This is a genomic window from Profundibacter sp. (assembly GCF_056498605.1).
Genome location: NZ_JBSMEZ010000118.1, coordinates 1 through 12178 on the forward strand (window position 1 = coordinate 1; position 12178 = coordinate 12178).

Consider the following 12178-nt stretch of genomic DNA (forward strand, 5'->3'; position numbering starts at 1 on the left):
AGTTCTACTTGCCACCTCTATTGCCGTCGGGTTTTCCATTAAAGCACAAGCGCAGGATAATTGGTCAGGATTTTATGGTGGTATCAGCCTTAATGCGTCCCGTTCCACCGTTGATGTCGGTGCCAACACAACCCATAGGTATAAATCTGACTCCAATACGGTCTTGGCGGGGATTTATGGTGGCTATAACTTTACCCGCCCTGGCGGATTGGTTTGGGGGCCGGAACTGGGTCTGACTGCACTTTCTAATAAAGGTAGCAAAACTGATGCTGCACTTGGCACCAGCAATCTCAAGGGTTCGTTCTTGTTGACGCCACGGCTGCGGGCAGGCTGGGCCAGTGAGAAACTCTATTTCTACGGGGCTGCCGGGGTGGGAATAACCGATGCGGGCGCACGACCGGCAGGGGCCAGCGGCAAAGAGGCCTATATCGGCGTCACCTATGGGCTGGGTGTGGAAATGGCGATCAAGAACGGCTGGTCTGCCCGCATTGAGGCGATGAACTATGATTTTGGCAGCCCCACCCAAACTTTCAACGGCAGCAGCCAAAAAGCCGAAAACAAAATGCGCGTAATATCCATCGGTCTGTCACGGAAATTTTAAGGAAATGAAAATGTTTAACAAATCCCGCTCACGGGGGCTGGGGTATAGCTTACTACTGGTCGCCTCTATTGCCGGCTGTAGCTATACCCCATCTAGCACCATGAATGCGTTGAGTAAGGTTGATCCTGAAACAACGCCTGCAAAAGATTTGCGCATTATGATTGCGGCACCTCCATCTATCAGGCCGCAAAGAAATGCGATTACCTTGCAGACGACAATAAAGGAAAAAGGAGGGGCGGTAATTCGAACCCAAGAATACCGCCTGCAACAAATCCCTAAAGGTGGAGACGAGTTGCGCGTTGTTGATGACCAACCGCTATATGCCTTTCGGATACATCCTAACGATATTGCTAAATTTAGTGCATTTCGCCTCGCCGAAGCAAAAGAGGATGATCGAGAAGGGGAGCTGGATGTGGATGCAAAGGGTTGCCGTATTTCACAGCAGCTTCCAACGCAGGGGACACTCACGGTTTATCTGAAAACGGCAGAACTAAAGGATTATGTTCCGATTGTTCGAAACGTTGATATGCTGGAGGATATGAATGCTTCCGAGATTGCCCTAGCATTCCCAATATGCACCTCTGCAAATTCGGATTACAAAAGTTAAAAGTGCGCGGCAGCTTTAATCAGCTGCCGCGAATCGCCTCTAGCATCACATGCACATTCTCGGGGTCGGCATCGGGAGTGATGCCGTGGCCAAGGTTGAAGATGTGCGGTCCACCTGACAACGCTTTGACGATGCGCTTGGTTTCGGAAATCAGCCGCTCGCCGCCTTCAACCATCAGTCTAGGGTCAAGGTTGCCCTGCACACAGCCGTCTTTTTGCAAAACCTGGGCAGCCCATGTCAGATCGACCTTGGTATCAATCGCCAGACAATCCGCACCCACGGCTTTGGCGAACCCTTCATAAGCAGGCCCTGCTTCGCGCGGGAAGGCGATGACGGGGATGTTCGGGTGCTTGGCTTTCAGGGCTGCGATGATCTTGCGGGCGGGTTCCAGCGCGTATTTGTTGAAATCATCGCCCTTAAGCGATCCGGCCCAACTGTCGAACAGTTTGACCACTTCGGCGCCCGCCTCGATCTGCATCAGCAGGTATTCGATGGTGGCGTCGGTGATGCGGTTCAGCACGGCCTCGAATGTGGCGCGATCGGTATCTTTTAACGCGTGCGCCGGCCCCTGGTCCGGTGTGCCGCGCCCTGCGATCATGTAGGTGGCGACGGTCCACGGGGCGCCCGCAAAACCGATCAGGGTGGTTTCGGGTGGTAATTCACGGCGTAAAATGCGCAGGGTTTCATAGATCGGGGCAAGTTTGTCGTGGATCGCATCGGCGGGTTTCAGGGCTGCGGCCTGATCAGCGGTTGTGATGGTCGACAGGCGCGGGCCTTCGCCGGTGACAAACCAGACATCCGCACCCAATGCTTGGGGCACCAGCAAGATGTCGGCAAACATGATGGCGGCATCAAAGCCGTAGCGGCGGATCGGTTGCAGGGTGACTTCGGCGGCCAGATCTGAGTTGTAACAGAGCGACAGGAAATCACCGGCCTGCGCGCGGGTGGCTTTGTATTCAGGCAGGTAACGCCCCGCTTGGCGCATCATCCAGACTGGGGGGGTATCTAAAGTTTCGCCAGCCAATGCCCGCAGAAGTTTCTTTTGTTCGGCCATGACTGCCCCCTATCCGTTTTGTGTTTATCCCAAGTCCCTTGCCAGCGACATGATGTCAAGGCGCAGGCGTGATGATTGACATTGTCAGGCGCATTTGACGCGCTTAAACAGGGAGTATGACGCAGAATTTACCCACCCCCGCTTCGCCCCTGAAAATTGGCACCCGTGGTTCGCCCTTGGCGCTGGCGCAGGCTTACGAGACGCGGGGCCGTTTGATGGCGGCGTTTGATCTGGAGGAGGCCGCGTTCGAGGTGGTGGTGATCACCACATCGGGGGACCGGATACAGGACCGCCCGTTGAAAGAAGTCGGTGGCAAAGGGCTGTTCACCAAAGAGATCGAAGAGGACATGCTGTCGGGTAAGATCGACATTGCGGTGCATTCGATGAAGGATATGCCGGTGGATCAACCCGACGGGTTGCTGCTGGACACATACCTGCCACGCGAAGATGTGCGCGATGCGTTTGTTTCGCCCAATATCAAACGGTTGGCGGATTTGTCTGAAGGCGCAGTTGTGGGCACATCCAGTCTGCGGCGACGGGCGCAACTACTGAATTTCCGGCCCGACCTGCAGGTGGTTGAATTTCGCGGTAACGTGCAGACAAGATTAAGAAAACTGGATGAGGGCGTGGCCGAGGCGACGTTTTTGGCGATGGCCGGTTTGGTCCGGTTGGGCCGCATGGATGTGGTGCAATCGGCCATTGAAGTGGACGAAATGTTGCCTGCTGTTGCGCAAGGCGCAATCGGGATTGAGAGGCGCGTGAATGACATACGGGTCGCGGATATGCTGGGGGCGATCCATGATGTTGAAACGGGTCAGAGATTGGCGGCAGAGCGGGCATTTTTAGCTGCCCTTGACGGATCATGCGAAACTCCGATTGGCGGCTTGGCAGTTCTGGAAGGTGGCACGATCTATCTGCGTGGCGAGATATTGCGCCCTGACGGATCCGAGTGTTTGACGGATGAGGATCGCGCCCCGATTGAGGACGGTGCCGAGATGGGGCGGGCAGTGGCCGGACGGTTACGCGAGCGCGCGCCGGACGGGTTTTTTGACTGGCTGTAGCGCTATATGAATTCCATATGAATCGCATATGAAAACCATATGAACTTTTTATGCGCTGCGCGCGGCAGGTATTTAGGGCAAGAAGAAGGGGTGGGACGTGCTAATCGGAGCGCTAATCCGGCAGCACCTTGCCCGGGTTCATGATGTTGCTTGGGTCCAGTGCGGTTTTGATCTGGCGCATGGCCGCCAGCGCCACAGCATCCTTGCGCCGCGCCATTGAGGGGCGTTTCGAGAGGCCGACGCCGTGTTCTGCTGAGAAGCTGCCGCCGAGGTCTTTTACCACCTGCTCGACGCTTTCCATGATCTGGTGGGCGAGCTGTTTGTCACCCGATGTGGGTAAAATCGTGTAGTGGACATTGCCGTCGCCAAGGTGGGCAACGCAGGTGGTTTTTGCACCAGCGTCAATACCTGCGACAAGAGCAACGGCGCGCTCAAAAAAGGTGGCGATCTTATCAAGCGCCAAACAGATGTCGGTATCGACGCGTGGCGATATGGCGAACACAACCTCGGCCGAGGCTTCGCGGCGTTTCCACATTTCACCGCGTTGCGCATCATTTTGGGCGATCACGGCATCCAGAACGGCGCCGGTTTCCATCATTTCGCCCAACACATTTTCAAGAATATCGTTGATGGGTGTTGTCGGTGCCGTGGTGGCGACTTCGACCAATATGTTGACATCATATTCGGCATCAAATGGCGGGCGCGCATCGGGGAAGTGGGCGGCGAACATGTCCATGAACGTGCGCGGCATATATTCAAATGCCTCGACCAGACCTCCGGTTTGGGTTTGTAGGCGGTTCAGCAGGGTTAGGGCCTCGGTAAGGGTTGGCACGGCAACCATCGCGGTAGCGTAAGCGACGGGTTTGGGGAACAGTTTCAGCACCGCTGATGTGATGATGCCCAAGGTGCCCTCGGCCCCGATAAACAGGTCTTTGAGATCATAGCCCGAGTTATCTTTGTGCAGTTCTGACATCAGGTTCATGATCTCGCCCGAGGGCAGAACGACCTCAAGCCCCAGACATAAGGCCCGCGTGTTGCCATAGCGCAGCACGTTGGAGCCGCCGGCGTTAGTGGAGAGTGCGCCGCCGATCATGGCGGAGCCGCGAGCCCCAAAGAGCAGCGGGAAGATCAGGTTATGATCATCTGCGGCATCCTGAAGGCTGGCGATAATGGTGCCCGCTCCGACAATGGCGATGCGCGCATTCGGGCGCAGATCATGGATAGTGTTCATCCGCTCAACCGATAGCATGACCGCGTCTTTCGCATAGGTGCCGCCGACAAGGCCGGTGTTTCCTGATATGGGCACAACGGGGGTCTTGGTGGCGTTGGCGAGCTTGATAATTTCGCTGGCTTGTTCGGTATTTGCCGGACGCACCACGGCAATCGGGGTTGAATTATACCCGCCGGTAGTATCGTGGGCATAGCGGCTGGTGTCACCGCCAGTCAGCACATGGTCGGGACCGGTTATTTTGGCAAGAGCGGTGAGGATATCCATCGGTCAATCCTTTTTGCTTGGTGATTGGCCGCGGTATTTGACCGTGAGGGTGGGATCAATTTCGCTTTCCTCATAGACGCCAAGCACGATGCCAACGCCCTTGGGGCTGGCTTTGCCCGCGTCGATTTCAGCATCCGATTTGGTGACGCGTTGTGACATACGGCGTGCCCACTTACCCAAACGCGCATACATCAGGGCGATGATGTCGGTGTGCGCATCGCTTAGGCCCAGGTCGTGGAACTCGTCGGGGTCGGTCTGAAGATCGAACAACATCGGGCGAAACCCGCCTTCGGCGTGGATAAATTTGTAACGCTCGTCGGTGAACATAAACAGGCGGGCATCGCTGTTGGCCACACCCAGTTGGCCAGCCATCGGGCTGGTGCAATAGTCGTATTCGCTGACAGCATAGTCACGCCAATCCTTGGGCGTGGTGCCGTGCAAAAAAGGCAGCAGCGAGCGACCCTCGATGATGTGATTAGGCACAGTGCCGCCTGCAACTTCGACAAAGGTGGCGGGCAGATCAATGGATTCGACCAGTGCATCGCAGGTGGTGCCGCGGGTGGCATCGGCATCGATTGAGGGATCATAAATGATCAACGGCACCTTGACTGATTGTTCGTGAAACAGGTCTTTTTCGCCCAGCCAGTGATCGCCCAGATAATCACCATGATCCGAGGTGATCACGATCATGGTGTTGTCCATTTGGCCCGTGGTTTCAAGGTAATCAAACAGCCGCCCCATCTGGTCGTCGCACTGTTTGATCAGGCCCATATAGGCGGGGATCACCTTGTTTCGGACCTCGTCGCGGGAAAATGCCTGCCCGATGCGGTTGTTCATAAAGGCGTTATAGACGGGGTGCGGGTCAATCCGCTCGCGTTCATCGCGCAGCGGGGCGGGAACGTGTTCGGGCCCGAACATATCATGGTAGGGCGCGGGCACGATATAAGGCCAGTGCGGTTTGATATAGGACAGGTGAGCGCACCACGGTCCTTCGGCCTGCTCGATGAATTTAATCGCTTCGCCTGTCAGCCACGGTGTTTCGCTGTCTTCTTCGGCAATGTTGGCGGGCTTATCGGCGTTGGTCATAAACCAACCCGAAGCGATGTCGTTGCCCTCGACCCCGGCATTGGCGAAATCGGCCCACGGGTTTTCACCAGGGTAGCCCTTGGATTTTAGATACTCGTTATAGGGCGAGCGGTTTTTGTCGTAAAACCCGTCCGGCCCTTGCGCCCAAAGCCCGTCATCGCGCTGCCAAATATCAAACCCGCATTCGGCTTGCCGTGCCCCGATAACACTGTCGGGCGACAGGCCAAGGCGATCCATCCCCGCTTGATCGACCCGCATATGGGTTTTGCCGATCAGCCAACACCCCATGCCTAGCGGGCGTAGGTGGTCACCCAATGTCATCTCGCCAACCCGCAAGGGGAAGCCGTTATATTGGGCCCCGTGACTGGAAGGGTAGCGGCCTGTATAGGTGCTCATCCTAGAGGCACCACAGACGGGGGACTGCACATAGGCGCGGGTGAACCGCACGCCTTTGGCCGCGATCCGGTCGATGTGCGGGGTTTTCAGATGTGGGTGGCCAGTACAGCTGAGGTAATCAAACCGCAATTGATCGAACATGATGAACAGGATGTTTTTTGTCATGTCCACATGGGGCAGGAAAATGGGTTAATCGTCAAGCCAGATCGGATTTGACCACGCCCTTTTCCCGTTTGCGTCGATCACCGCCAGCTTGACCCATGCCCTGCCGGTCAACCGCTCCATTGAAAGAGTGGCGCTGGTCATGTCGGTGCCGACGGTTTTTGCAGTGACAACACCTGGCCCTTGAATGGTGATGGTGCTGGCAGGGGAGCATTCGATTATGGCCTCGGTACCGTCGTCATTCAGGCGGAAATCATGGATTTCGGGGCCGGTCGAGGAATAGAACTCACCCGCCTTTAGCGCTGCGAGCAAAGCCTCGGGCGTATTTTCCTGCGCTTTGACCATGACCCAGCCGCCAAAATGATCCGGCGTGGCGAAATGGGCGTCATCGGTGGCGATGGCGCTCAGGCGACGACCCTCGTTCAGCATGTGTTCATAGGACAGGATGCCGTCACCACGATCATTTTCCACAGCACAGCCGTGGTTGTAAATTTCAACCGCATGGGCGGCGGTGACCTTGCGGGCGTCCACATCCGTCAGGCCGGACCAATGCGGGTGCGCAATGGCGATAAAGGCACCGGCGGCACGCGCACGGTTTGTCAGTTCGGTGATGGTTTCGCCTTTGCCGAACGTCCAGAAATTAGGCGAATCCGGTGCGGTGAAATCCAGCGGCAGACCCACGGCCACCACATGCCACATATCGCCGTTTTCCATTGCGTCTATGTGCAGCTCGGCTCCGAACAGGGTGGTGAAATCATCGTTTCTGTAGGCCGAAGTGTCGGTGATTGGATAGTCATACATGCCAACAAAATGGTCGGTCAGGCTGATGAAATCATACCCCTTGGCCTGATAACGGCGGCAGACTTCTTTTGGTTCCAGCACACCGTCTGATCGGGTGGAATGGGTATGCAGATTTCCGCGGTGGAATTTGCCGGGAGCGGTGAAAAAGCTGGTGGGCATGGTGGTCGCCTTTGGTCTGGTTGCGCGTAGGTTTTAACCAGACTGATGATAGTTTTGCGACACCGCAAGCCATATAGCGACAAATTTTCAGATATTCACATCAAGTTCGGCCAGAAGCCACGCCCAGCCGGATGCATGCATGTCGCGATCAGCAAGGCTGCCCTGAATGGTCGGGCGCGGCATCGAGAATTTCAGCACATTCAGCGTGTCCAGCTCGAACCGCTTTATATCGGCCTCGTCCGTTTTATAAAGCGCCGCAATGCGGGCGGTCGAGAGTGCCTTGCAAACAGCGTTGTGAGTGTCGGCATCATCACAAAATATGTCGATGGTCAGGGCGAACGGGCCCGCATTTTTACTGCGGATTTTGCTGGTGATATGTCCAAGTTTAGCCATATGTCACCTCGTCAATTTGCAGGCGAAACGCATCCATCGGGTCGGTCAATGTCAGGATATGGTTCAGGCAGAATTCATGCACTGGACCTTTGTCCCATTCAGCGGGAGAAAATGGAAAGGCAAAGGTGGCTTGGGGTTCTTCGTCACTAAGCGGATAGTGCAGCAGGAACGGGTTGCACAGCTTGGCAACTTCGTTTGCGGTGGCTTGTTCTGGGGCGGTGATGATGGCGAGGACGCCGATTTCGGCGGGGGTGGTGGTTTGGGTTTCCAACGGGCCGAGAGTGGCATTTTGGCCGATCAGGCGGAATTCGAGGGCGTAGTCACCCGTGCCCAGCCCCATGCGGGATTTGATTTCACCGATTAGGTATTCGGTCAGTCGTGCGACCCATTTTCCGGCGTTTTCGACGTAATGTTGTTCGCGTAACAGCACCAGCGAACAGGACTGGTATCCGGCCAACCGTGCGCCTTCCAGTTTGACAGTGTAGCGGTCGGCGGGCACCCATTTCGAGCCTGTGACCCGAACGCAGCGGTCGTCCAGCTGCTGGTATTTCGCAGCCATTACATCCAGATGCCCGCCAGGTTCATACAGGATATTAGGGTCGGAATTTTCATAGAGCATGTGGGCGGCGACCGATTGCGGGGTGCAGATTGCGCCGGTGGCCATTGGTTGCACGGTGAAACCATCCGTATCAAAGTCGATGATGATTGTGCCGCTGGTCGGGTTGGTTGAACACAGTGCGCCACATTCGCCAATCTTGGCCCCGTGCCATGCGCCGCCCGCGTGGTCGCCGTTTAGCAAGGGCAGGGCGGCGATGGTGGCAGTGTCGGTGGTGCGACCCGCAATGATGATATCGGCACCGGATTGCAGGGCGGCCGTGATTTGCTCGGCACCGGCAAGGGCGACGATGTTGGTGCAATCGGTCAGGATTTCGGGCGAGATTGGCAGGGTCGGCCAGAGCGGAGTGATGCTATCAAGCGTAGCCGTGATTTTATCCGCATCCTGTGAGGAATAGAGGCGGGCGATTTTCACACTTTGGCCCAGTTCGGCCGCCAGATCACAAGTGATCTGATACATCCAGTCCACAGTGCTGTCGGTGCCGCAAGTGCCAGCGGTGCCAACAATCAGCGGCACGCCAGCCTTGGCGCGGGCCTGCATCAGGATGCGCCATTCGGCCATGGTGGAGGCGCGGGAATATTTCGAGGTGCCTGTGCCCAGATAATGCGGCCCGCTATCGGTGGATCCGCCATCAACGCAGATCACATCGGGGTTCATATCAACCCCGCGCCATAAGGCAGCCTCGTCAAACCCCAGCCCGATGGCACCGTTGGGGATCAGAACGCGGGTCAATCGGTGATCGCTTGGGGTTTTTTGATGATCCCGCGCAAAAACATCGGGGCGACAAAACCGGCGATGGCGGCGATCCACAGCCCGATGGCGATTCCGGACGAAAACAGATAGGTCCAGTCACCACCCGAAGTAACCATTGCATTGCGCAGGCTGACTTCCATTTTGCTGCCCAGCAGAATGCCCAGAATTATTGGCACGGTTGGCACATCCAATTTGCGCAGGAAAAAACCCATGACGCCAAAGCCGATCATCAACAGCAGATCAAAGTTGGATTTTGACAGCGAATAGATGCCGACAAAGGAAATCATTGTCACACCTGGCAGCAATAACCACGGCGGCACCATCAGAATGCGCACAAACACTTTGACCATAGGCACGTTCAACAATAGCAGCACGATATTGGCGATCAGCAAAGACGCGATCAATGTCCAGACCACATCGGGGCGCTCGGCAAACAAAAGCGGGCCTGGTGTGATGTTCAACGTTAATAACAAGGCCAGCAAAACAGCAGTGGTGCCGGACCCAGGCACCCCGAGCGTCAACATTGGCACCAGCGCGCCACCGGCGGCGGCGTTGTTGCCGGCCTCGGGGGCGGCAATGCCGCGCGGATCACCTTTGCCAAATTGTGAGTTGTCTTTGACGATAGCTTTTTCGGCTGAATACGCCATAAAGCTGCCCAATGAGGCACCGGCACCGGGCAAGATGCCCGCGATGAAGCCGATAACTGTTGCGCGCAGCATGGTCCATTTACAGCGCATGATGTCTTTGACGGGGATGGTGATTTTGCCCAGCTTGACGCCGATTGCAGAATCCTTACCTTGGCTTTCAATGAACACGAATACCTCGGTCACAGCGAACAAGCCAACGATGGCGACCAGAAAATCAACCCCATCCCCAAGATGCAAACTGCCAAATGTCAGGCGTGGCAGTCCAGCGTTGTCCTGCCCGATCATCGAAATCCCAAGGCCAATGCAAGCGGCAAGCGCTGCCTTGGCCTGATTGTTTGAAGCAATGCCGCCAAGGGTGCAAAACGCCAGCAAATACAGCGCGAAATATTCGGCAGGGCCAAATTTGAAAGCCACTTGTGATAATAGTGGGGCCAACAGCATTAACCCTATTGTCGCCAGAAAAGCCCCGACAAACGAGGCCACACCGGATAACACCAGCGCATCTGCCGCGCGGCCTGCTTTGGCCATCGGATAACCGTCAAGCGTGGTCATCAGGGCGGGTTCATCCCCCGGAATGTTCAGCAGGATCGACGATATGCGCCCGCCATACATTGCGCCGTAATAGACCGATGTCATCAGTACCAGCGCCGAGGTCGCATCCAGCCCGAGCGAGAACGCCAGCGGGATCAGGATGGCGACGCCGTTTGAAGGGCCAAGCCCGGGCAATGCGCCGATGATGGTGCCAAGGATACAACCGACCACCGCCAGAAACAGGGTGGTGGGTGACAATGCTGCGCCAAAACCGTCAGCCAATAGCGACAGTGTTTCCATTATTATCCCCTAGAACCAGCCGCGGGGAAAGGCATACAGCCCCAGCCCCAGTGCAAATTTGAATAGTGAAAATAGCCCGACAGACAGCCCGATACCGGTTAGGGACGCGGGCAGAACGCGTGGGTTTATTTGATAGCTTAGTAACCCTGCGGCCAATGCGGTCGGGATTACAAACTCCAGTGGTTTCAGCGCCAAGGCGTAGCCCACCAATACGATCACAGCGAGCAGTATCCGCCCGAATGTGGCCAGTGACGGCCACTCGGGTTCTGCATCGGGTTTGATCATCATTACAACCGCGCAGAGGATTGCCAGCCCGCCAACCATATAGGGGAATGATTTGGGCCCCACCGGATCGGACAGAAAACTTACCTGGATTGTTGTGGCGCTAAAGAGATATCCCAGCGCCACAACAATGACCGTCAGGCCAAATAGCCGGTCACTCATTACTGAATGACGCCCATTTCGCGTGACATGGTTTCGATCTCGGCAATCACACCATCCAGATAGCCGGCAAATTCAGGGCCGGTTTTGGTGAATGGCGCCAGACCATTGGCTGTCATCTGTTCAGCCCATTCAGGCGATGCGGCAACTTTGTCCAGTGCGGCGACCCATTTGTTGTAGGCGTCGTCGGAAATGCCTTTGGGCACATACAGACCGCGCCAGTTTACGGCAACCACGTCGATGCCTTGCTCTTTGGCCGTCGGGATGTCGTCAAAACCCGGAACACGTTCGTCTGTGAACACCGCAATCACGCGGATATCGCCGGATTTAAGGAACCCCACAACTTCGGACATATCACCAGTCACCGCTTGGGTATGGCCGCCAACAGTTTGCACGATTGCGTCGCCGCCACCATCAAGCCCGATGTATTTCACTGCCTTGATGTCGGTGAACCCGACCCGCGCCAGCGCCATCAGCACCTTGATGTGGTCAAACCCGCCAACGGCAGAACCGCCCGCGAATGTCACAGACGTTGGATCGGCCTTAACCGCTTCCAACAGGTCAGTCAGGGATTCATAAGGGCTGTCTGCAGCCACGGCAATAATGCCGGGGTCGGCACCGATGGCGCCAAGGAAACGCACCTGATCGGCGGTCATGCCGCCATACGCGTTTTGCGCCAGTCGTGTGGCTGTTGCGGAAGACGCCGCAACGATCAGGTCTTCGTCTGTATTGCGATCATTCACAACGTGGCTATAGGCAAGCCCGCCACCGCCACCGGCCATATTGGTGACCTGAATTTGGCCATCCACAGCGCCGATATCTGTCATGATTTTGCTAATAGCGCGGCAGGTGAAGTCCCAGCCACCACCGGGGTTGGCAGGGGCAATGCATTCTGCCGCCATTGCGGATGTGGTCAGGCCAGCGCTGACAATCAGGCCGGCAGCAAGCCGTTTGAAAACTGTATTCATCTATATTTCCTCCCAGAAAATTATTGTTAACGGGTCTGATGGTCCGGCGACCAGTTACGAGTTGGCGCGTGTCCCCGTCAGATGATATTAAGTAAGCGTTAACAGCG

The 12178-nt window shown here is 56.3% G+C and carries 12 protein-coding genes; 3 read left to right on the forward strand and 9 right to left on the reverse strand.

Annotation, left to right across the window (positions count from 1 at the left end; genetic code table 11):
* Together ACWB12_RS12225 and ACWB12_RS12230 are read left to right on the forward strand one after the other, a co-directional pair.
* Positions 1-601: outer membrane protein (locus tag ACWB12_RS12225; protein ID WP_479530365.1), on the forward strand; the 601-nt coding region annotated here is incomplete at its 5' end.
* Positions 602-611: 10 nt separating this feature from the next.
* Positions 612-1208: a hypothetical protein gene (locus ACWB12_RS12230; protein WP_479530366.1), complete on the forward strand. Its 597-nt coding sequence runs from the start codon at positions 612-614 to the stop codon at positions 1206-1208.
* Positions 1209-1227: 19 nt separating this feature from the next.
* Here the strand turns inward: ACWB12_RS12230 and hemE are convergent, their stop codons facing one another.
* Positions 1228-2262, reverse strand: a complete 1035-nt coding sequence (gene hemE, locus ACWB12_RS12235; protein WP_479530367.1) for a uroporphyrinogen decarboxylase — start codon at positions 2260-2262, stop codon at positions 1228-1230.
* Between the two features lie 116 nt (positions 2263-2378).
* Between hemE and hemC the strand changes: the two genes are divergently transcribed.
* Positions 2379-3323: a hydroxymethylbilane synthase gene (gene hemC / locus ACWB12_RS12240; RefSeq protein ID WP_479530368.1), complete on the forward strand. Its 945-nt coding sequence runs from the start codon at positions 2379-2381 to the stop codon at positions 3321-3323.
* A gap of 112 nt (positions 3324-3435) precedes the next feature.
* On the opposite strand, the gene ACWB12_RS12245 is transcribed toward hemC, so the two are convergent.
* The 8 genes from ACWB12_RS12245 to ACWB12_RS12280 all read right to left on the reverse strand — a co-directional run bounded on the left by ACWB12_RS12245 (position 3436) and on the right by ACWB12_RS12280 (position 12071).
* Positions 3436-4818 (reverse strand): FAD-binding oxidoreductase, encoded by a 1383-nt coding sequence (locus ACWB12_RS12245; protein ID WP_479530369.1) that lies wholly within the window; start codon positions 4816-4818, stop codon positions 3436-3438.
* A gap of 3 nt (positions 4819-4821) precedes the next feature.
* Positions 4822-6465 carry a sulfatase-like hydrolase/transferase gene (locus tag ACWB12_RS12250; protein ID WP_479530370.1) on the reverse strand — a complete coding sequence of 548 codons (1644 nt, stop codon included), beginning with the start codon at positions 6463-6465 and terminating at the stop codon, positions 4822-4824.
* Between the two features lie 24 nt (positions 6466-6489).
* Positions 6490-7422: a CehA/McbA family metallohydrolase gene (locus ACWB12_RS12255; protein ID WP_479530371.1), complete on the reverse strand. Its 933-nt coding sequence runs from the start codon at positions 7420-7422 to the stop codon at positions 6490-6492.
* An 87-nt stretch (positions 7423-7509) separates the two neighbouring features.
* Positions 7510-7815, reverse strand: a complete 306-nt coding sequence (locus tag ACWB12_RS12260; protein ID WP_479530372.1) for a DUF4387 family protein — start codon at positions 7813-7815, stop codon at positions 7510-7512.
* Entirely contained in the window at positions 7808-9163 is a 1356-nt protein-coding gene (locus ACWB12_RS12265; protein WP_479530373.1) for an acyclic terpene utilization AtuA family protein, read from the reverse strand. Before ACWB12_RS12265 ends, ACWB12_RS12260 begins: the two co-directional genes overlap by 8 nt.
* Positions 9160-10662 carry a tripartite tricarboxylate transporter permease gene (locus ACWB12_RS12270; RefSeq protein WP_479530374.1) on the reverse strand — a complete coding sequence of 501 codons (1503 nt, stop codon included), beginning with the start codon at positions 10660-10662 and terminating at the stop codon, positions 9160-9162. Before ACWB12_RS12270 ends, ACWB12_RS12265 begins: the two co-directional genes overlap by 4 nt.
* A gap of 9 nt (positions 10663-10671) precedes the next feature.
* The gene (locus ACWB12_RS12275; RefSeq protein WP_479530375.1) at positions 10672-11106 is read right to left on the reverse strand and encodes a tripartite tricarboxylate transporter TctB family protein; all 435 of its coding nucleotides are present in this window, start codon (positions 11104-11106) and stop codon (positions 10672-10674) included.
* On the reverse strand, positions 11106-12071 hold the full coding sequence (locus ACWB12_RS12280) for a Bug family tripartite tricarboxylate transporter substrate binding protein (RefSeq protein WP_479530376.1): 966 nt from the start codon (positions 12069-12071) through the stop codon (positions 11106-11108). Before ACWB12_RS12280 ends, ACWB12_RS12275 begins: the two co-directional genes overlap by 1 nt.
* Positions 12072-12178: the final 107 nt, after the last annotated feature.

Bases quoted from the DNA above. Each gene is read 5' to 3' on its own strand.
- ACWB12_RS12230 (WP_479530366.1), top strand. From the start codon at position 612: ATGTTTAACAAATCCCGCTCACGGGGGCTGGGGTATAGCTTACTACTG.
- hemE (WP_479530367.1), bottom strand. From the start codon at position 2,262: ATGGCCGAACAAAAGAAACTTCTGCGGGCATTGGCTGGCGAAACTTTA.
- hemC (WP_479530368.1), top strand. From the start codon at position 2,379: ATGACGCAGAATTTACCCACCCCCGCTTCGCCCCTGAAAATTGGCACC.
- ACWB12_RS12245 (WP_479530369.1), bottom strand. From the start codon at position 4,818: ATGGATATCCTCACCGCTCTTGCCAAAATAACCGGTCCCGACCATGTG.
- ACWB12_RS12250 (WP_479530370.1), bottom strand. From the start codon at position 6,465: ATGACAAAAAACATCCTGTTCATCATGTTCGATCAATTGCGGTTTGAT.
- ACWB12_RS12255 (WP_479530371.1), bottom strand. From the start codon at position 7,422: ATGCCCACCAGCTTTTTCACCGCTCCCGGCAAATTCCACCGCGGAAAT.
- ACWB12_RS12260 (WP_479530372.1), bottom strand. From the start codon at position 7,815: ATGGCTAAACTTGGACATATCACCAGCAAAATCCGCAGTAAAAATGCG.
- ACWB12_RS12270 (WP_479530374.1), bottom strand. From the start codon at position 10,662: ATGGAAACACTGTCGCTATTGGCTGACGGTTTTGGCGCAGCATTGTCA.
- ACWB12_RS12275 (WP_479530375.1), bottom strand. From the start codon at position 11,106: ATGAGTGACCGGCTATTTGGCCTGACGGTCATTGTTGTGGCGCTGGGA.
- ACWB12_RS12280 (WP_479530376.1), bottom strand. From the start codon at position 12,071: ATGAATACAGTTTTCAAACGGCTTGCTGCCGGCCTGATTGTCAGCGCT.